This window comes from Streptococcus cristatus (genome assembly GCF_003943465.1).
GTDB lineage: Bacteria > Bacillota > Bacilli > Lactobacillales > Streptococcaceae > Streptococcus > Streptococcus cristatus_C.
Genome location: NZ_RJPR01000002.1, coordinates 188,726 through 208,204, shown reverse-complemented (window position 1 = coordinate 208,204; position 19,479 = coordinate 188,726). Strand labels below are relative to the sequence as shown.

The 19,479-nt window shown below is 40.4% G+C and carries 15 protein-coding genes and 1 CRISPR repeat array; of the genes, 14 read left to right on the top strand and 1 reads right to left on the bottom strand.

Features of this window, described 5'->3' with window-relative positions; genetic code table 11:
• The first annotated feature begins 702 nt into the window (after positions 1 to 702).
• From cas3 to D8793_RS03480, 10 genes are all read left to right on the top strand, one after another.
• Complete coding sequence (gene cas3 / locus D8793_RS03525) at positions 703 to 3,117, top strand: CRISPR-associated helicase Cas3' (protein ID WP_185760992.1); 2,415 nt, start codon at positions 703 to 705, stop codon at positions 3,115 to 3,117.
• A 245-nt stretch (positions 3,118 to 3,362) separates the two neighbouring features.
• The gene (cas5c, locus tag D8793_RS03520; RefSeq protein ID WP_125370599.1) at positions 3,363 to 4,091 is read left to right on the top strand and encodes a type I-C CRISPR-associated protein Cas5c; all 729 of its coding nucleotides are present in this window, start codon (positions 3,363 to 3,365) and stop codon (positions 4,089 to 4,091) included.
• The gene (gene cas8c, locus D8793_RS03515) at positions 4,091 to 5,992 is read left to right on the top strand and encodes a type I-C CRISPR-associated protein Cas8c/Csd1 (RefSeq protein ID WP_125370598.1); all 1,902 of its coding nucleotides are present in this window, start codon (positions 4,091 to 4,093) and stop codon (positions 5,990 to 5,992) included. The genes cas5c and cas8c overlap by 1 nt, the downstream gene beginning before the upstream one ends.
• A 3-nt stretch (positions 5,993 to 5,995) precedes the next feature.
• The gene (gene cas7c, locus D8793_RS03510; protein WP_125370597.1) at positions 5,996 to 6,847 is read left to right on the top strand and encodes a type I-C CRISPR-associated protein Cas7/Csd2; all 852 of its coding nucleotides are present in this window, start codon (positions 5,996 to 5,998) and stop codon (positions 6,845 to 6,847) included.
• 1 nt (position 6,848) lies between these two features.
• Positions 6,849 to 7,520, top strand: coding sequence for a CRISPR-associated protein Cas4 (gene cas4 / locus D8793_RS03505; RefSeq protein WP_185760991.1), 672 nt, complete (start codon positions 6,849 to 6,851; stop codon positions 7,518 to 7,520).
• On the top strand, positions 7,517 to 8,542 hold the full coding sequence (cas1c, locus tag D8793_RS03500; protein ID WP_125370596.1) for a type I-C CRISPR-associated endonuclease Cas1c: 1,026 nt from the start codon (positions 7,517 to 7,519) through the stop codon (positions 8,540 to 8,542). The genes cas4 and cas1c overlap by 4 nt, the downstream gene beginning before the upstream one ends.
• Before the next feature lie 10 nt (positions 8,543 to 8,552).
• On the top strand, positions 8,553 to 8,846 hold the full coding sequence (cas2, locus tag D8793_RS03495) for a CRISPR-associated endonuclease Cas2 (protein WP_002930608.1): 294 nt from the start codon (positions 8,553 to 8,555) through the stop codon (positions 8,844 to 8,846).
• A 146-nt stretch (positions 8,847 to 8,992) separates the two neighbouring features.
• A CRISPR array of direct repeats spans positions 8,993 to 10,484; the repeat unit is 32 nt; unit sequence GTCGCTCCCTTCACGGGGGCGTGGATTGAAAT.
• 376 nt (positions 10,485 to 10,860) lie between these two features.
• Positions 10,861 to 11,502: an amino acid ABC transporter permease gene (locus D8793_RS03490; protein WP_125370595.1), complete on the top strand. Its 642-nt coding sequence runs from the start codon at positions 10,861 to 10,863 to the stop codon at positions 11,500 to 11,502.
• A gap of 8 nt (positions 11,503 to 11,510) precedes the next feature.
• Positions 11,511 to 12,140, top strand: coding sequence for an amino acid ABC transporter ATP-binding protein (locus tag D8793_RS03485; protein WP_125370594.1), 630 nt, complete (start codon positions 11,511 to 11,513; stop codon positions 12,138 to 12,140).
• An 11-nt stretch (positions 12,141 to 12,151) separates the two neighbouring features.
• Complete coding sequence (locus tag D8793_RS03480) at positions 12,152 to 13,000, top strand: amino acid ABC transporter substrate-binding protein (protein WP_125370593.1); 849 nt, start codon at positions 12,152 to 12,154, stop codon at positions 12,998 to 13,000.
• Positions 13,001 to 13,007: 7 nt separating this feature from the next.
• Here D8793_RS03480 and D8793_RS03475 read toward each other — a convergent pair whose 3' ends face one another.
• On the bottom strand, positions 13,008 to 14,198 hold the full coding sequence (locus tag D8793_RS03475; protein WP_125370592.1) for a cation diffusion facilitator family transporter: 1,191 nt from the start codon (positions 14,196 to 14,198) through the stop codon (positions 13,008 to 13,010).
• A 146-nt stretch (positions 14,199 to 14,344) separates the two neighbouring features.
• Here D8793_RS03475 and pcrA point away from each other — a divergent pair, with 146 nt between their 5' ends.
• The 4 genes from pcrA (at position 14,345) to D8793_RS03455 (ending at position 19,432) form a co-directional block, all read left to right on the top strand.
• Positions 14,345 to 16,633, top strand: a complete 2,289-nt coding sequence (gene pcrA, locus D8793_RS03470; protein ID WP_125370591.1) for a DNA helicase PcrA — start codon at positions 14,345 to 14,347, stop codon at positions 16,631 to 16,633.
• Positions 16,630 to 17,028, top strand: a complete 399-nt coding sequence (locus D8793_RS03465; RefSeq protein ID WP_125370590.1) for an NUDIX domain-containing protein — start codon at positions 16,630 to 16,632, stop codon at positions 17,026 to 17,028. The genes pcrA and D8793_RS03465 overlap by 4 nt, the downstream gene beginning before the upstream one ends.
• A 98-nt stretch (positions 17,029 to 17,126) precedes the next feature.
• Complete coding sequence (locus tag D8793_RS03460) at positions 17,127 to 18,407, top strand: O-acetylhomoserine aminocarboxypropyltransferase/cysteine synthase family protein (protein ID WP_125370589.1); 1,281 nt, start codon at positions 17,127 to 17,129, stop codon at positions 18,405 to 18,407.
• 98 nt (positions 18,408 to 18,505) lie between these two features.
• Positions 18,506 to 19,432 carry a glycosyltransferase family 2 protein gene (locus D8793_RS03455; protein WP_061909447.1) on the top strand — a complete coding sequence of 309 codons (927 nt, stop codon included), beginning with the start codon at positions 18,506 to 18,508 and terminating at the stop codon, positions 19,430 to 19,432.
• The last annotated feature ends 47 nt before the right edge of the window (positions 19,433 to 19,479 follow it).

The following is a 19,479-nucleotide window of genomic DNA, read 5'->3' as shown; positions in this document are numbered from 1 at the left end:
TCTAAACGATGGGTATAGACTTATACATGCTCAAAAGAGATTGGTCTATCGGAAGCTAGATGATGAAAGTAAGTTTTTTGCAGTGGAGCACACAAGCATTAGCGGTCACTTTTTACAAAAATTAAAGAGGAGTGTGGACAAAAGATTGTTCATAAAATCGTTCTAAAATAATTACAACAAAACTATTCTCTTCTAAGATTAGTTGAAATCCTCAGCCTAAAGGAGTCAGATGGCTTGCTGTCATTACCGAGTAACGAGAGTAATATCAGTCTTTATAACTGTAGATATGGAGATATAGAAGAATGAAAAATGAGTGCTACAGCAAATGTTGTAGCGTTTTTTAATAGAAAGTAACAAAAATACTCATAATCTATTGAAATTTTTAGTTTTTAAGTTTACAATGATATTAATATAGTGTTTTGAATATATTCCTATGAAGATTATCAGTGATTTTTATTAAAGTTAAATAATTATAGTATAGGTCATTAGTAATGTTTTAATCTATATGGTCGCATTGATAAAGGATTCATTTTCTAGGACTAAGACATTATTCTTTTAAGTATTCTGTAATCTGTCTATAATACTTCAGAAACTATTTTCTCCAAAAATGAAAGCGCTTTAAAATTTGGAAGTTTTATTAAATTAGAGATTTAAGATTGGAATATTTTTCCAACATTAACACTAAATGAAATGAGGGTAAAAATGATAAAAGCTCATTATAATCGTGATACGAACGAAATGCAATCGTTAAAAATACATTTAACAAATGTTGCTGAAAGTGGAAGAAAACAAGCAGAGTCTTTAGGACAAGGGGATATGCTTTTTTTGCTAGGCTTGTATCATGATTTAGGTAAGGCAAATAAAGCTTTTCAAGATAAATTGGAAATGCAACCTAACAAGCATGTTGATCATTCATCTGCTGGAGCTATCTATCTCTTTCAAAGTATACAAGCATGTTTAAAAAAATCAAGTATTCCAATGGAAGATAGGATACTTTTTCAGGAGATCAGTGCTTATGTTATTTCAGCTCACCACGGTATGTATAATATTTTTCTGGAAGATGAAGGTGTTCAAGCAGAACAATTTGCATTCAATAAATTAAGGCATAGAATGACAAAATGTATGAATAATCTTGCTTACCAAGAAGATATTCTACCTTTTGCTCAAGAATTAGAAGCTGAATTAAATCCTCATGGTTACAGTGATTTAAACGATTTAATCGAAAAAGCATTTACAAATTACCAGCAAGCCTGGTCTAAACTTAGTTGGTCTGATGAAAGTGAGAAAGAATATTATAGTGGTTGTTTTATTCGCATGTACTTATCTTTTTTGAAGAATGCAGATATACTAGATACTGTCAATGCTTATGGTCTGCTCATTGAACCTTTAAAAGATGAAGAAAAACAAAAGCTAAATGCTTCTTATCTTGAAGCTATTGAGCGAAAATATCGTAGCTTTGGTCATCCAACTACAAGACTTAATGAGATTCGTTCACAAATTGGTGAACGAGTTAAGAGTAGAGGAGAAAAAGATTCAACGGGAATCTATCGCTTAGATCTTCCTACTGGCGCTGGGAAAACGAATCTTAGTATGAGATACGCCTTTCATCAATTAGCTGACCAAAATAAATCAAGATTTTTCTATATTACGCCTTTTTTATCTGTTTTAGAACAAAATGCAGCAGCTATTAAAAAAGTTATTGGAGAAGATGGGGTACTAGAGCATCATTCAAATGTTGTACAGAACAAACAAGAGAACGAGGATAAGGGAGACGAAAAAGAGAGCTTATTACCAGAGTACCTGATAGAAAGTTGGGATAGTCCAGTCGTTTTGACATCAATGGTTCAATTTTTTCAAACTTTATTTAAAACTAAATCAGCAAGTATTCGCCGTTTTTCTAGTTTAGCGAATAGTGTTTTGATTTTAGATGAAGTGCAATCATTGCCTATTGAGGTGACAACTTTATTTAATTTAACCATGAATTTCTTAAATAAAGTTATGAACACGACTATTATCTTATGTACGGCTACACAGCCTACTTATGATTCTGCTGCTATCAAACATAAACTTTCTTATGGTGGGAAATATAGTGAAGCTGCTGATATTGTTGAGTTAACTCATGAAGAAAAAGCAGTCTTTTCAAGAACAGAACTTAGAAAATTTGATGAAAATAATCAACATTCGAACCTGTCAGATTTAGTAGATTTTGTACTGGAAAATGACGAGTCTATTCTTGCGATTTTTAACACCAAGAAGACAGTTGATAAATTTTATATGATGCTTGAAGGATTGACTGATAGACCTATTTATCAACTTTCGACTAATATGTGTGCTCAGCACAGATTAGACATTATATCGGAAATAAAACAGCATATAAAAAAAGGAATACCTATTATCTGTATTAGTACGCAACTAATTGAAGCTGGAGTTGATATTGATTTTAATCGCGTCATCCGATCTTATGCGGGAGTTGATTCAATTGTGCAAGCTAGTGGACGATGCAATCGTGAAGGTAAACGTGATAAAGGTCAAGTTATCTTAGTCAATCTTACCGCTGAAGAGGAAAATCTATCACGCTTGAAAGAAATAAAATCTAAGAAAGACGCCACAGAGCATATTATCCATAAAATCTCATCGCCTATTGAAATGTCACTTTTAAATCGGGATTTTTTTGAATATTATTATGCTAATAATCAAGGTTCAATGGATTATCCTTTATCGCATGGTGAATCAGTTTATGATTATTTAAGCATAAATTCATATCAAGACAGTAATGATTTTAAAGGAAAGTTAAAACAAGCCTTTAAAACTGCTGGATTGAAAATGAATTTAATAAACAATGACACAATAGGGGTGTTGGTTCCGTATGGAGAAGCTATTGAAAAGTTGTTGGTTTTAGAAGAATTGTGTGAATATGATTACCCATCTGTTGAAGACTATCAAACAATAAAAGCACTTTTAAAGGAATTGCAGCCCTATACTGTAAATGTTCGTGAACGCGATTTGTTACTTGAAGCGACAAAATCATATTTGAATGGGCAAATTCAGATATTGTCAGATGGTTATTATGATGAGAAAAAGGGGATCACCCTAGAGTCAGGAAGTTTCCTGATGTAAAAATTAAAAGAAAACAGGTCGACGAGAGTCAGTAGAGGACTTCGTTGACCTGTAATTCAGTATAAATAAGCACTAAATATAATTTCAATCCACATAGATAGCACTATGATGGATAGATTATATCAAAATTGATTCATATAATCAACAGCTATCTTATAATCACTAAATATAGAAAGAAAATAATTGACTTTTGAAGTTTCAAGTGCTAAGATAGGTTTATAGAATCACAGAAGGAGGTTTTAACCTTGTACAGATCAAGAAATTTTTATGCAAGGGTGCGTGGACAGATGGCTCTCTTTACAAACCCTGCAACTAAAGGCGGAGGCGAAAGGAGCTCATACAGTACCCCTACTCGGCAAGCTCTCCAAGGCATAATTGATGCTGTGTACTACAAGCCGACTTTCACAAATGTTGTGACTGAAGTTAAGGTCATGAATCAAATTCAGACAGAGCTACATGGTGTTCGTGCTTTGTTACATGATTACAGTGCGGATTTGAGTTATGTTTCATACTTGAGTGATGTGGAATATCTAGTGAAATTCCATTTCATTTGGAATGAGAATCGTGAAGATTTGATGCAAGATCGGCTACCTAAAAAGCATGAAGCCATTATGGAACGTTCTATTCGAAAAGGTGGGCGACGCAATATCTTTTTGGGAACCAGTGAGTGCTTTGGCTTAGTCGATGAAATTAGTCAGGAAGAGTATGAGAACACCCCTTCTTATTATGATGGCGTTACTATTGATTTGGGTATTATGTTCCATTCTTTTGCTTATCCAAAAGACGAAACGACACCATTAAAATCTTATTTTACAAAAACAGTGATGGAGAATGGGTTGATTAAGTTTAAGCCTCAGTCTGAGTGTGAAATTGTAAATACTTTATCTAGTTATACCTTTAAGACACCTGGCCAGATTAAGTCCGTTGATGATGAACTTAAGGAATACGATGCTATGGAGAAAGGAGAAGAATAATGGATTTTTTTACTTCTCTCTTAAAAGCTTATGAAAAAGCAGAAGAAATTGGCTTAGTTGACCAACAAAGTGGGGACAATCCTGTTTTGCTTCCGATTTATCATACTAGTTTGAAGTCAAATGGTAAAAATATTATTGCAGTTAAGTTGGATCAGGATGGCAGTTTCTATAAGGCAGAATTCATGTATGATAATCAAACGATTATATTTCCTGTGACTGCAAATTCTGTAGCAAGATCTGGTAGCAATCCTGCTCCACATCCTCTTGTAGACAAGTTTTCTTATTATATACCAGAAGTGAGTCAATCGCAATATGATGATTTTCATAAACAATTAGCTAGTTGGATTGCTTACTGTGAGGAAGGTAGAGTCAAGGAATTTTTGATAAAAATTCAGCATTTTATTCTCCAAACAGATTTTCTAAGTAGCATTCTTCAGTCTTTATATGGTGAGCATTACCAAAGAGAGGGATTGAAAATCACCTATTCTGACTCTGATGGAAAAAACAAGACTGTTGATTTATCCGCTTATTTCTTAGAATTTTCAATTGTACAATTTCATGGCTTTAAAGATGAATCAGTGACCAGCTACAAGGAATTACATCAATCTTATATTTCATTTGTAAGAGCTAATCAGGATAATTTGGGAATATGTAATATTAGCGGACGAACGGAGCAAATTACCAATAAGCATCGAGGACTGATGGGGAATGCTAAAATTATTTCGGTTAGTAATAAAGGAGAGGCCTATAAAGGGCGCTTTAAGGAGCGAGAAGATGTTTTTAGTGTTGGCTATGAAACTTCAGAAAAAATTCATTTAATGATTAAGTATCTGCTAGAAAATAAAAACAGTAGTACTTGGCTAGGATCGTCACAATATCTCATCAATTGGTTTAGTGATGATTTAGCGAATGAGAGTCAATTGGATATTGTTAAGCCGGTTTTTAATGAATTATTTGAAGATGATAAAGACCAAAAAGACAGTTCGGTTTTCCTCAAACCGAACCAAGTAAATAAAAAAATAGGGTCTTCGTTTATCAAAGGAAGAAAATTATTTGGCAATGATGCAACCTACTACGTTGCAATACTAAATAAAACAAGCAATGGTCGTATTGCTTTAAAATATTTCCGTCAGCTCCAGGTCTCACAATTATTGAAAAATCTGGAATCATGGCAGGAAAATTACTCTTGGGAACCAAAAACTAAAGTAGAAAATTATAAATTTAGAACGCCTACTTTTAGTGAGATTATTAATGCTGCTTACGGTGTTGATAGAGAACAATATTTAGAATTGGACAATGACAGTTTTAAGAGCGATCAATATCAGCAATTAGTAACAGCTTTGATTGATGGGAATCCAGTGCCTAGTACTATCGTTAAGAAGTTAGAAACGAATATTAAACAGCGACAAAAGTACCCTAATCACTGGTCTCAGGTGCAGCAAATAAGTTTAGCGATTTTACACAAACAATATGGAAGGGAGTTTAAACCAATGTTAGATCACGAAAATACTAATCGTTCCTATCTCTTCGGAAGATTATTAGCTATTTTTGAATTGATGGAATTGAAAAAATATGAAATTGAGAATCCAAATAAGGACAAGAAAGAATCTAATAGGATAACAAATGCCGAGAGGTACTGGAATGCCTATACCAGCCAGCCAGCTAAATTAATGATGAATTTAGTAAATAAAATCAAGCCTTATGAAGAGGCTGTGAAATTAAACGCTCATGGAATCTTTCATAAATTAGACAAAGAGCGAGCAGAAATTGTCCAATTACTCAGCCCCCTAATGGCAAAGAAGGATATCAATGATCCCTTGGATTATCAATTTATTTTTGGTTACTATGCTGAAAAGCAGTTCTTTTATACAAAACAAGAAAAAAATGAAAGTGAGGAATAGTAGATGTTGGAACACAAGATTGATTTTATGGTAACGGTTGAAGTGAGGGAAGCTAATGCAAATGGAGATCCCTTGTCAGGAAATATGCCAAGAACAAATGCAGCCAATCAAGGCTTAATCAGCGATGTAGCCATCAAGCGCAAAATCCGCAATCGGATGCAGGATTTTGGCCACACCATCTTTGTACAAGCAAATGATCGCATTGAGGATGGGCTTAATTCACTTGAGAAACGGTTTAAGACTCAATTTACAGGAAAAGAATCAGATGAAGAAATTAATGAAAAAGCCAATCAATTATGGATGGATGTCCGTTCGTTTGGTCAAGTGTTCACTTATCTAAAAGATCGTTCTTTTGCTATTCGTGGACCGGTTTCTGTCAGCATGGCTAAATCTTTGGATCCAATCATCATCTCTAGTTTACAGATTACTCGAAGCACAAACGGTGTCGAACCTAAAAAAGCAGGTGGACGTTCATCTGATACGATGGGGACTAAGCATTTTGTGGACTATGGTGTCTATGTCATCAATGGTTCGATTAATCCAAATTTTGCTGAAAAAACAGGATTCTCTAACGAAGATGCTGAAGTTATTAAGGAAGTGCTCGTTAGTCTTTTTGAAAACGATGCTTCTTCTGCTCGTCCAGAAGGTTCTATGCGCGTGAGGGAAGTCTTCTGGTTTACTCATTCTAATAAGTTAGGAAATGTTTCCAGTGCGCGTGTTTTTGATTTGATTGAATTTGACAAAGAAAAACAGGATAAAGATAGTTACGATGACTACCGCATTCATCTGAATCAAGAAAAATTAGCAGAATATGAAGCTAAAGGATTGAAAGTTGATATCTTAGAAGGACTGTAAAATGGTTTATGCTGAAAGTGACTATTTGATGTTATCTGGTATTCAGCATTTCCAATTCTGCAAGCGCCAATGGAGTTTGATTCATATTGAGCAGCAGTGGGCTGAAAACGAAGCGACAGCTCATGGGCAGATTTTGCATCAAAAGGCGGATAATCCTTATATTAAAGAAAAGCGAAAGGATGTCATAACCTCACGAGCTATGCATGTCTCATCAAAAGAGCTTGGTCTCTATGGGATATTGGATGTGGTTGAATTCCATAAGGATGAAAAAGGAGTTCCGCTAAAAGGAAAACGTGGCAAATGGCTTCCTGTCATTATTGAATATAAGCGTGGAAAACCAAAAAGAGATACTCGGGATATTGTTCAGCTGGTTGCTCAAACGATTTGTCTTGAAGAAACTCTTGGGTGCGCAATCGAGTATGGTTATCTTTATTACCATAGTGTGAATCAAAAGAGGCAAATAGAAATCACCTCTGATTTACGAAAAGAAGTAGCCGAGTTAGCTTGCCAAATGCATGAATATTATGACAAAAAGCTTATTCCAAAAGCTGAATATTTTAAAAACTGTCAGTTATGCTCCTTAGTTGATATTTGCATGCCGCGTTTGAGTAAAAAGGCGCGCAATATTGACAATTACATTTTCCAAGCATTAAAAAGTGAGGATAGCTTATGAAAAAGCTACTTAATACTCTATATTTGACTCAAGATAATTTTTATTTAACGCGTGAAAGAGATAATATCGTTATCAAGCAAGAAGGTAAAGTTATCAGTCGTTTCCCATATCGAATTATTGATGGCATTGTTTGTTTTTCTTATTTAGGAGCGTCTCCTTCTCTGATTGAACTATGTGCTGAAAATCAGATAAATTTGTCCTTCCATACACCGCAAGGACGCTTTTGTGGTCGATTTGTTGGGCAAACAAATGGGAATGTTTTGCTAAGAAGGCAGCATTATCGTTTGGCTGATGAAGAACAATCTCTAGAATATGCAAAACATTTTATTCTTGCTAAAATTTCAAATTCTAGAAAATATTTACTACGTTTTAAGCGTGATCATCGCGATCGGATTGATCCCCAACTATTTGAAGAAGTGAATACGGAATTGACTTGGGCCTTGGAACAGGTTCAAGCAACTGAAAACAAGGATTCTCTTTTAGGAATAGAGGGTCAGGCAGCAAACCAATATTTTCGTATTTTTAATGACTTAGTATTAACTGATAAGGAGACTTTTCAGTTTAATGGGCGAACTAGACGCCCTCCATTAGATTGTGTCAATGCTTTGTTATCATTTGGCTATAGTTTATTAACATATGAATGCCAATCTGCTTTGGAAGCAGTAGGGCTGGATAGTTATGTTGGCTTCTTTCATACGGATAGGCCAGGTCGTGCTAGCTTGGCATTGGATTTAGTCGAAGAATTTCGTGCTTATATAGTTGACAGATTTGTGTTTTCTTTGATAAATAAAGCTCAGTTAAGCAAAAAACATTTTGACTTTAAGGAAAATGGAAGTGTCATATTAACTGAAAAAGGGCGTGCAATTTTTATTGAAGCCTGGCAAAAGCGGAAACATCAGGAAGTAGAACATCCTTTCACTAAAGAAAAAGTGAAATTGATGTTACTGCCCTATATCCAAGCACAGTTATTGGCCAAGACAATTCGTGGAGAATTGGAATCCTATCCACCGTTTTTAATATAGGAGCCGGTTTATGATGGTATTAGTAACATATGATGTGAATACTGAAACTGCGCAAGGCAGGAAAAGGTTACGTCATGTGGCAAAATTATGCGTTGATTATGGGCAACGCGTTCAGAATTCAGTTTTTGAATGCTCAGTAACTCCTGCAGAATTTGTAGAAATAAAAGCTAAGCTTTTGAGTATAATTGACACTGAGTCCGACAGTATTCGTTTTTATTTGCTAGGAAAAAACTGGCAAAATCGTCTAGAAACGATTGGACGTGATACAAGTTATGATCCTGATATAGGGGTATTACTCCTTTAAATAGTCTAGTGCGAATGGATGTTACTCAGAAAAAAGCAGGACTTTCGCGCAAAAAATAAACAAAAATAAGGCAAAAATTCGAAATTCTAGAAGAGTTTACTTTCCTCGAAAGATAATTTTTGCCTAAAACAGTGCAACTACGCGCTGTCGCTCCCTTCACGGGGGCGTGGATTGAAATATGGGAGAGACTAGGTTTATTGAAAATCCAGAAGGTCGCTCCCTTCACGGGGGCGTGGATTGAAATTTTGCCAAGCGCTTTTCCTTGTCTCTGGACATTCCTGTCGCTCCCTTCACGGGGGCGTGGATTGAAATAATCATCATTGCGAATAACGGAAGTACCGTGACGGTCGCTCCCTTCACGGGGGCGTGGATTGAAATTAATTTATGGGACGGCATTAAATCAGCCTTTACTGTCGCTCCCTTCACGGGGGCGTGGATTGAAATAAAATGAGAAACAATATCAGAAATCTCAAAAACAGTCGCTCCCTTCACGGGGGCGTGGATTGAAATCGATATCACCCAAAGTATCAACAATGAGCGCTTTGTCGCTCCCTTCACGGGGGCGTGGATTGAAATAGTAAACTGTGGGACGGCATGAAGAAGCTAGCTCGTCGCTCCCTTCACGGGGGCGTGGATTGAAATATGCCATCGCTCCACCCCACAGTAGAAACCCCTGTCGTCGCTCCCTTCACGGGGGCGTGGATTGAAATATACTTTTTGTGACATGGGTGTAGATTTGCATGGGTCGCTCCCTTCACGGGGGCGTGGATTGAAATGCGTTATCAGCGATTGTCTTGAATGATGCAGCAAGTCGCTCCCTTCACGGGGGCGTGGATTGAAATACAATCTTCATTATGAAAAACTAAAGCATTCATCTTGTCGCTCCCTTCACGGGGGCGTGGATTGAAATAAAAGCTGCCAGCCAAAAATAGCCTGCAGCAAAGTCGCTCCCTTCACGGGGGCGTGGATTGAAATAAGCATACTGTCCGCTATGTTTGGGGGAATAAGACGTCGCTCCCTTCACGGGGGCGTGGATTGAAATTCAGTTGCTCTCGGTGTCGCCGTCTGCGCCTTTCGTCGCTCCCTTCACGGGGGCGTGGATTGAAATTTAGGTTCATCATAGCCTAGGGCTCGCTGGCTATCGTCGCTCCCTTCACGGGGGCGTGGATTGAAATACCAGCACCAGCAGATACTGTACCGTGTGTTGTCGTCGCTCCCTTCACGGGGGCGTGGATTGAAATATACAGCGTTTGGAACTTCTAAAATAGAGGTGTCGTCGCTCCCTTCACGGGGGCGTGGATTGAAATATCAATCGCATTTTGAATAGATTCTGGTAAATCGTCGCTCCCTTCACGGGGGCGTGGATTGAAATAGATAAATAATTGTGTGTGTGTCACCGCCAGCGAGTCGCTCCCTTCACGGGGGCGTGGATTGAAATAATGAGTGATTGAAAAGTAAATACGATGTACCCGGTCGCTCCCTTCACGGGGGCGTGGATTGAAATAAAAATTAGGATGCAGATACGTCTCTGGACCCTGAAGATCGCTCTCTTCACAGGAGCGTGGATTGAAATGGATAAACTGATAAAGTTTATTTGATTTTTTAAGTCGCTCTCTTCACGGAGGCGTGGATTAAGCATTGGCTGACAGACTTGTTGTCTGTCGCTCCCTCCCAGAATGTGTTTTTTCATGAAGCCATTGTAGTTAACAAAGATCTAACTTCTACTTTTGGTTGGAAGGTTATTTGTCAGTTTTAGAGCTGTGCTGTTTCGAATGGTTCCAAAATTTATGAACACGAACTATATCCAGATTATCTGTTTTAGAGCTGTGTTGTTTCGAATGGTTCCAAAACGACACGAAGCTCCCCATAGTCAAATAAATCCGATTCTTGAAAGGAGAGTCGGATTTTAGTTTTGTTTGATTTCGATTTTTGTGCTATAAATTTTTTGCAATATCTGCTTGTATTTTCCTGAGATTCTGCTATAATGGTAAAATATTTATTTAGGAGGAAGAGAATGAGCTATATTTTGGAAATTTTACCTAGTCTTCTAAGTGGAGCAGCAACTACCTTGCAGGTGTTTGCTTTGGTCTTGGTTTTTTCGATTCCTTTGGGAATTATGCTGGCTTTTTCGATGCAAATTCGCTTGAAGCCCCTGCAATGGTTGCTTCATATTTACATTTGGATTATGCGCGGGACACCGCTTTTGCTACAGTTAATCTTTATTTACTATGTGTTGCCAAGTATAGGGGTTCGGCTGGATCGGATTCCTGCAGCGATTATTGCCTTTACACTAAACTACGCCGCTTATTTTGCGGAGATTTTCCGCGGAGGTATTTCTTCCATTCCGACTGGACAGTATGAGGCTGCGAAGGTTTTGAAATTTACTCCTGTTCAGACGATTCGCCTGATTATTTTGCCGCAGGTCGTAAAAATTGTGCTACCTAGTGTCTTTAACGAAGTTATGACTTTGGTGAAAGATACCTCTTTGGTTTATGCTTTAGGAATTTCAGATTTGATTTTGGCTAGTCGTACGGCGGCCAATCGAGATGCAAGTCTGGCACCGATGTTTGTTGCAGGCTTGATTTATTTACTCTTAATCGGTCTGGCTACCTTGATTGCCAAGCAGGTCGAAAAGAAATTTAGTTATTATAAGTAGGTGCTATTATGTTAGAATTACGAAATATTAGTAAAAAATTTGGTGATAAGCAGATTCTAAAGGATTTTAATTTGATTGTGTCTGAAAAGCAAGTATTGGCCATTGTTGGACCTTCGGGTGGAGGGAAGACGACTCTTCTACGTATGCTGGCAGGCTTGGAGACAATTGATTCGGGACAAGTGATTTATAATGGAGAGATTTTGGATGTCGCAGAGCTTGAAAAGCGCAATCTTCTAGGCTTTGTTTTTCAAGATTTTCAGCTCTTTCCTCATTTATCTGTCTTGGAAAATTTGACTTTATCACCAATATATACAATAAACATTTCCAAAGAAGAAGCTGAAGAGAAGGCGCAGGCCTTATTGGCCCGCTTAGGCTTGTCCGAGCATGCCAAGGCCTATCCTTATTCGCTGTCAGGCGGGCAAAAACAGCGGGTCGCTTTGGCTCGTGCTATGATGATCAACCCAGAGATTATCGGATACGATGAGCCGACTTCTGCTTTGGATCCTGCCTTACGCTTGGAAGTAGAAAAACTCATCCTCCAAAATCGAGAAATGGGGATGACACAGATTGTGGTCACACATGATTTACAGTTTGCGGAAAACATTGCGGATTCTATTCTCAAAGTCACACCAAAATAAGGGAGGCCCAGATGAAACTAAAGAATATTCTTTTGGCCTGTTTGACCTTGCTCCTAACTTTTCTGCTCGGTGGTTGTAGTTCCAATGTCAGTGACCCCAGCCTAGACAACTGGAGCAAGTATGGGGAGAAAAAACAGATTACAATCGGCTTTGATAATACCTTTGTCCCCATGGGATTTGAGCAAAAAGATGGCACTTATGCAGGATTTGACATTGATTTGGCCAACGCTGTTTTTGAGGAATATGGAATTAAGGTGAAATGGCAGCCGATTGATTGGGATATGAAGGAAACAGAGTTGACCAACGGTACGATTGACCTCATCTGGAATGGCTATTCCGCGACGGATGAGAGAAGGGAAAAGGTAGAATTTACCAATCCTTATATGAAAAATGAACAGGTTTTGGTCAGCAAAAAGTCCTCTCATATCTCACAGGCCAGTGATATGGCAGGAAAAGTATTGGGTGCACAAGCAGGATCTTCTGGCTACGTAGCGTTTGAAAGCAATCCTGAAATTTTGAAAACCATTGTCAAAAATCATACAGCGACTCAGTACCAGAGCTTTAACGAGGCGTTGATTGACTTGCAAAACGACCGGATTGATGGTCTCTTGATTGACCGTGTTTATGCCAATTATTATCTGACAGAAGAAGGAATTTTAGATCAGTATTCAGTCTTTTCCGTTGGATTTGAGAGCGAGGACTTTGCGGTCGGGGCTAGAAAGGCGGACCGTACTTTAGTTGAAAAAGTAAATACTGCTTTTGGAAAATTATACCAGGAGGGAAAATTCCAGAAAATCGCTGAGAAGTGGTTTGGAGAGGATATTGCGACAGACCAAGTGAAAGCATATAAAAACAACTAGCAGAAAGCTAGTTGTTTTTTCGTGTTTCTTGGTGAAAGATATTTTGCCAGACTTCGTGGCGGCGCCAGAGGCTGGTATGGATGACATCCCCGATTTGATAGCGAATCAGCTTGGTCTTTTGGCTGACAGATGTAATTTCTAAATTTTTGATAGGAGAAGTTTGGGCTCTCTCTAGTTGAAATTCCTCTTTATTTAGCTTGCGACCATCTTGGGAAATGTAGACAAAATCAGAGGAAAGAAGCGCCTCCAATTGACTGCCTTGGTCGACTAATTGCTCACGCATCAGGAGCTTTTGATAAACATTGTCCAGAATCTCATCTTCAGGAATCGGAGCTGGCTCAATATGAATATCAATGTCAAAGACGCCAAAGTTCTCCTTGAGCATATCCTCCACCTGATCAGCGATTTCGTGACTTTCAAAGACGGAGAGGTCAGGATTCATTTCCAGTATAATATCCAGATAGATATTGCTACCATAGGTCCGACCACGCTGGGACTTGACACGTGTGATTTTAGGGATTTCCAGAATAGCACGCTTGTAATCGTCTAAAAGGTCCTGATCAAAGCCATCTGACAGGCTGAAAGAGGACTCTATAAAGATATCATAGGCTGTTTTTAGAATGAAAAACGTAATAACGATGGCTGCTAGCTTATCAACGATAGGGAACTTCAGGGAGCTGGCAATAATGGCAACAGATGTGCCTAGAGAAGTGATAGCATCCGAGAGATTGTCCTTGGCGGCCGCATCCAGAGCTTTGGATTTCACTCTTTTGGCTAGATTTTTATTGTAAAGATAGACACCAAACATGATGATGGCCGATACAATTCCGACAACAGCCCCCACAGGATCAATCAAGGTTTCTTCCTTGTTAATGATTTTTTGAGCTGTATCAATGAGGACATTGAAGCCGACAAAAAACATGATGAAAGAGGTAATCAGGCTGGCCAGATCTTCGATCTTCCAATGGCCGAAGCGGTGGTCCTTATCCGCTGGTTTTCGGGCCATACGTAGGCCGATTAGGACCGCTAGATTGGCAACGATATCGGAGACGTTGTTGAAACCATCCGCCGTCAAACTGGAGGATGTCAGTGCTGCACCTGCAATGATTTTTGTAACGGATAGGCCAATGTAGGTGGCAATTGCTAGGAGGGCGCCTCGTTCGGCAAGTTTGAGATTGTCGCTTGGATGATTGTTCATGGTTGCCCCTTTCTAAACTATTATTATAACTTTTTCACACTTGGATTTCAAATGAGCTAGTTGCCTTTTCGATAACAAATTCGCTCGAATTTTGATATAATGGAAGCATTGATTTTCAGTTTGATGTTATATTGAAAGGATAGAAGATGAATCCCTTATTAAACGGTATGAATGACCGTCAGGCCGAAGCGGTCCAGACGACAGAAGGCCCCTTGTTGATTATGGCGGGGGCTGGTTCAGGAAAGACTCGAGTCCTGACCCACCGCATTGCCTATTTGATTGATGAGAAGATGGTCAATCCTTGGAATATCCTAGCCATTACCTTTACCAATAAGGCGGCGCGGGAGATGAAGGAACGGGCAGCTACACTCAATCCAGCTACTCAAGATTGCTTAATCGCCACCTTCCACTCCATGTGTGTGCGCATTTTGCGACGAGAAGCAGACCATATTGGCTACAACCGCAACTTTACGATCGTTGATCCGGGTGAGCAGCGAACTTTGATGAAACGGATTCTCAAAAATCTCAATCTGGATCCTAAAAAGTGGAATGAGCGCGCCATTCTAGGGACCATTTCCAATGCAAAGAATGACCTGATTGATGAGGTGGCCTATGCAAATATGGCTGGTGATATGTACACAGAGATTGTAGCCAAGTGCTACACGGCCTATCAAAAGGAACTGCGCCAGTCTGAGGCCATGGACTTTGACGATTTGATTATGTTGACTTTGCGCCTTTTTGACCAAAATCCTGATGTCCTGACCTACTACCAGCAACGTTACCAGTATATCCATGTGGACGAGTATCAGGATACCAACCATGCCCAGTACCAGCTGGTCAAACTCTTGGCTTCTCGCTTTAAGAATATCTGTGTAGTCGGGGATGCTGACCAGTCTATCTACGGCTGGCGGGGAGCCGATATGCAGAATATCCTAGACTTTGAAAAGGATTATCCAGAAGCCAAGGTAGTCCTGCTTGAGGAAAATTATCGCTCGACTAAGACCATTCTTCAGGCGGCTAATGAAGTTATCCGAAACAACCGCAACCGCCGTCCTAAAAATCTCTGGACTCAAAACGAAGACGGTGAGGAAATTGTCTACTATCGGGCTAATGACGAGCAGGACGAGGCTCTCTTTGTCGCCCGAACTATTGATCGGCTGAGCCGAGAAGGCTACAGTCATAAGGATTTTGCGGTCCTTTACCGGACCAATGCCCAATCACGGACGGTGGAAGAGGCCCTGCTTAAGGCTAATATCCCCTATACCATGGTTGGGGGCACCAAGTTCTATAGTCGTAAAGAAATCCGCGATGTTATTTCTTACCTTAATCTCATCGCCAATCCTAGCGACAATATCAGCTATGAGCGCGTGGTTAATGAGCCCAAGCGGGGTGTTGGACCTGGTACTGTTGATAAGATTCGAAATTTTGCGGCCAGTCAGGAAATCTCTTTGCTGGAGGCGTCAGCTAATATCATGCTGTCACCAGTAAAGGGCAAGGCGGCTCAGGCAGTTTATGAGTTTGCCAATCTGATACTCGACTTGCGGGATCGTTTGGATGACTATAGCGTGACTGAACTAGTCGAGCTTGTTCTGAAAAAAACAGGTTACTCAGCCGCCTTGGCAGCTCAGGCAACCTTGGAAAGCCAAGCACGGATTGAAAATATCGAAGAATTCCTGTCTGTAACCAAGAACTTTGACGAAAATCCAGACAATCCTGCTGATGAGACGGGGCTGGATAAGCTCAGCCGTTTTCTCAATGACTTGGCCTTGATTGCAGACACAGATGACGGGGATCCGGAGAGTTCCGAAGTGACTCTGATGACCCTCCACGCAGCCAAGGGATTGGAATTTCCAGTCGTCTTTCTGGTTGGAATGGAGGAAAATGTCTTCCCTCTAAGTCGGGCTTCTGAAGATGAGGATGAGCTGGAAGAGGAGCGGCGTCTGGCCTATGTCGGTATCACCCGGGCTGAGAGGATTCTCTATCTAACCAATGCTAATTCTCGTCTGCTATATGGTCGTACCAACTACAACCAGCCGACCCGTTTCTTGAGAGAAATCAGTTCAGATTTGCTAAACTATCAGGGACTGGCTCGACCGGCAAACAGCTCCTTTAAGGTCAGTTATACCAATAGCGATACTAACAAATTCGGTCAGGGTATGAGTCTGGCTCAAGCCCTGCAGGAGCGGAAGCGCCAGTCGGCACCTCATTCGATTTCTACAGGCAGTCTGCCTTTTGGAAAGAGCGGTCAGAACCAGCCATCTAAGCCGGAAGTTGCTTGGGCTATCGGGGATATTGCCCACCATAAGAAATGGGGCGATGGGACAGTGCTGGCAGTCTCTGGCAGCGGAAATAGTCAAGAACTTAAGATCAATTTCCCAGAAGTCGGTCTGAAGAAAGTGCTGGCCAGCATAGCACCGATTGAGAAAAAATCATGATGAGGCAGTTGATTGAATCCTGGATCTATCATCCAGAGGAGCGAGAAATCCTGCTCTTGAAAGTTGAGGATGAAAAGTTTTCCTTTTGGAAGCCCATTACTGGTGGGATTGAGAGCGGTGAGAGTCCAGAAGAGGCCTGCCTTCGTGAAATAAAAGAAGAGACTGGCTTGCTCTTACATCGTTCAAACCTGACGAGTCTTGGAGATTTTATGGTAAAGATTGATGAAAATCTGACCATTCACAAAAATCTCTTTCTAGTTCTGATTGAGCAGAAGGAAATCCAGATTTCTGATGAGCATGTGGGAGCTCAGTGGGTAGCTTTAGACAAGGTTTCGTCACAGCTGTACTGGCCTAGCAATCAAGCGACTTTTGAGATGATATCTGAGAAGCTATAAGATATAGCTTCTCTTTATTTCTTTTGATAAGGAAATTCTATTAGTCAAGCGGGGCGTTTAGTGGTAGACTTATCACATAACTATAGTGAGGTGACCTTATGACACGTGAATTTAAATTTGAAACTCTGCAGCTTCATGCCGGACAGACAGTTGACCCGACAACCAAGTCGCGGGCTCTGCCTATTTACCAGACAACTTCCTATGTGTTTGACGATACTCAGGAGGGAGAAGATCTTTTTGCCCTACGCAAGCCGGGCAATATCTACACTCGGATTACCAATCCGACTCTGTCTGCTTTTGAGGAGCGGATTGCAGCTTTGGAGGGTGGGGTTGGATCTCTAGCAACAGCTTCTGGTATGGCAGCTGTTACCTACACCATTCTAGCTTTGGCCCATGCTGGCGACCACGTAGTAGCAGCCTCTACCATCTACGGTGGTACCTTTAATCTGCTCAAGGAAACCCTGCCTCGCTATGGCATTACCACGACTTTTGTGGATATTGAAAATCTGGCTGAAGTAGAAGCAGCCATTCAGGACAATACAAAGTTGGTTTTGATTGAAAGCTTGGGCAATCCGCTGATTAATATCCCTGACTTTGATGCTTTGGCAGAGCTAGTTCATGCTCATAAAATTCCGCTGATTTCCGACAATACCTTTGCTACACCATATCTGATCAATGTCTTTTCTCATGGAGTGGACATCGCAGTACATTCTGCGACTAAGTTTATCGGCGGTCACGGAACCAGCATTGGCGGTGTGATTGTGGACAGCGGTCGTTTCGACTGGGAAGCTTCTGGCAAGTTTCCGCAGTTTGTTGATCCAGACCCGAGCTATCATGATATCAGTTATACGCGCGATGTCGGAGCAGCGGCTTTTGTTACTGCTGTGCGTACCCAGCTCTTGCGCGATACGGGCGCAGCTATGTCTCCCTTTAATGCCTTTCTCTTCCTGCAAGGATTGGAAACTCTCTCTTTGCGTGTAGAGCGCCATGTGTCCAATGCTGAGAAGATTGTGGAATTCTTAGCAGGGCATCCTAAGGTTGAGCAGGTCAATTATCCAAAGCTTGCTGACAGTCCTTATCATGCTTTGGCAGAAAAATATTTCCCTAAAGGCGTAGGCTCTATCTTCACCTTTAATGTCAAAGGTGGGGAGAAAGAAGCTCGTAAGGTTATTGACAGCTTGGAGATTTTCTCTGACTTGGCAAATGTAGCAGATGCTAAATCCCTGGTCGTCCATCCAGCTACGACGACTCACGGACAGATGTCGCCAGAGGCTCAGCTAGCAGCAGGCATTACACCAAATCAAATCCGACTCTCTATCGGCTTGGAAAATGTGGATGACTTGATAGAGGATTTGAGAATAGCTTTGGAAACTATTTAATTTTCGAGGTCTATAGGTAGAGCAAATAAGAATAAAACTAGGTTTTCGCCTAGTTTTTTGTTATAATGAGAGATATTAAAAAATAGCAGGTAATCAAAGTGACAATTTCAGTTATTGTTCCGTGCTTCAATGAAGAAGAAACTATTCCTTTGTTTCATGAAGCTATGGAAGCGGTGAAATATCAAGTCCGTGACCAGTTTGAATATATTTTTGTTAATGACGGATCGACGGATCGGACTTTGGCTGTTCTACGTGAGCTCAGTAGCCGCTGTCCTGACGTGCACTATCTGTCCTTTTCTCGTAATTTCGGAAAAGAAGCTGCCCTCTATGCTGGTTTGCAAGAGGCGAGCGGGAATTTTGTGACGGTTATGGATGTGGATTTGCAGGATCCGCCCAAGCTCCTGATTGAGATGAAGGCCATGCTGGACTCGAATCTTGAGCTGGACTGTGTGGGGACTCGTCGCACTACTCGTGAGGGAGAGCCACCTATCCGAAGTTTTTTTGCCAATTTGTTCTATAAGCTGATTAACAAGATTAGTCAGGTAGAGATGGTAGATGGTGCGCGTGACTTCCGACTGATGCGCCGCCCGATGGTAGATGCTATTCTGGAGGTTTCAGAGTACAATCGCTTCTCCAAGGGAATTTTTGCCTGGGTTGGCTTCAATACCGAGTACTTGGAATACAAAAATGTCGAACGAGTGGCTGGCAAGACCTCTTGGAATTTCTGGTCTCTTTTCAACTATTCCTTGGAAGGTATTGTCAATTTCTCTGATGCGCCTCTCAACATCGCCTTTTTAGGGGGCATCCTGTCCTGGATTTTAGCCTTTATCCTGATGGCAGTAATTATTATCCGCACCTTGGTTTTTGGTGATCCGACATCGGGTTGGCCGTCCCTTATGACTGTCATTCTCCTTATCGGAGGCTTCCAGCTGTTGACCATCGGTATATTGGGCAAGTACATCGGCAAAATCTTCATGGAAACAAAGAAACGCCCTGTTTATGTGATTAAGGAGAAGAGTAAGTGAGTCTTTGAGAGAGTTTTTAGGGCTTAAATGACTCTTATTTAGCTGAG

Excerpts from the sequence above, each read along its gene's own strand:
- cas1c (WP_125370596.1), top strand. The coding sequence starts at position 7,517 with ATGAAAAAGCTACTTAATACTCTATATTTGACTCAAGATAATTTTTAT.
- D8793_RS03490 (WP_125370595.1), top strand. The coding sequence starts at position 10,861 with ATGAGCTATATTTTGGAAATTTTACCTAGTCTTCTAAGTGGAGCAGCA.
- D8793_RS03475 (WP_125370592.1), bottom strand. The coding sequence starts at position 14,198 with ATGAACAATCATCCAAGCGACAATCTCAAACTTGCCGAACGAGGCGCC.
- pcrA (WP_125370591.1), top strand. The coding sequence starts at position 14,345 with ATGAATCCCTTATTAAACGGTATGAATGACCGTCAGGCCGAAGCGGTC.
- cas3 (WP_185760992.1), top strand. The coding sequence starts at position 703 with ATGATAAAAGCTCATTATAATCGTGATACGAACGAAATGCAATCGTTA.
- cas7c (WP_125370597.1), top strand. The coding sequence starts at position 5,996 with ATGTTGGAACACAAGATTGATTTTATGGTAACGGTTGAAGTGAGGGAA.
- cas4 (WP_185760991.1), top strand. The coding sequence starts at position 6,849 with ATGGTTTATGCTGAAAGTGACTATTTGATGTTATCTGGTATTCAGCAT.
- D8793_RS03460 (WP_125370589.1), top strand. The coding sequence starts at position 17,127 with ATGACACGTGAATTTAAATTTGAAACTCTGCAGCTTCATGCCGGACAG.
- D8793_RS03480 (WP_125370593.1), top strand. The coding sequence starts at position 12,152 with ATGAAACTAAAGAATATTCTTTTGGCCTGTTTGACCTTGCTCCTAACT.
- cas2 (WP_002930608.1), top strand. The coding sequence starts at position 8,553 with ATGATGGTATTAGTAACATATGATGTGAATACTGAAACTGCGCAAGGC.
- cas8c (WP_125370598.1), top strand. The coding sequence starts at position 4,091 with ATGGATTTTTTTACTTCTCTCTTAAAAGCTTATGAAAAAGCAGAAGAA.
- D8793_RS03465 (WP_125370590.1), top strand. The coding sequence starts at position 16,630 with ATGATGAGGCAGTTGATTGAATCCTGGATCTATCATCCAGAGGAGCGA.
- D8793_RS03485 (WP_125370594.1), top strand. The coding sequence starts at position 11,511 with ATGTTAGAATTACGAAATATTAGTAAAAAATTTGGTGATAAGCAGATT.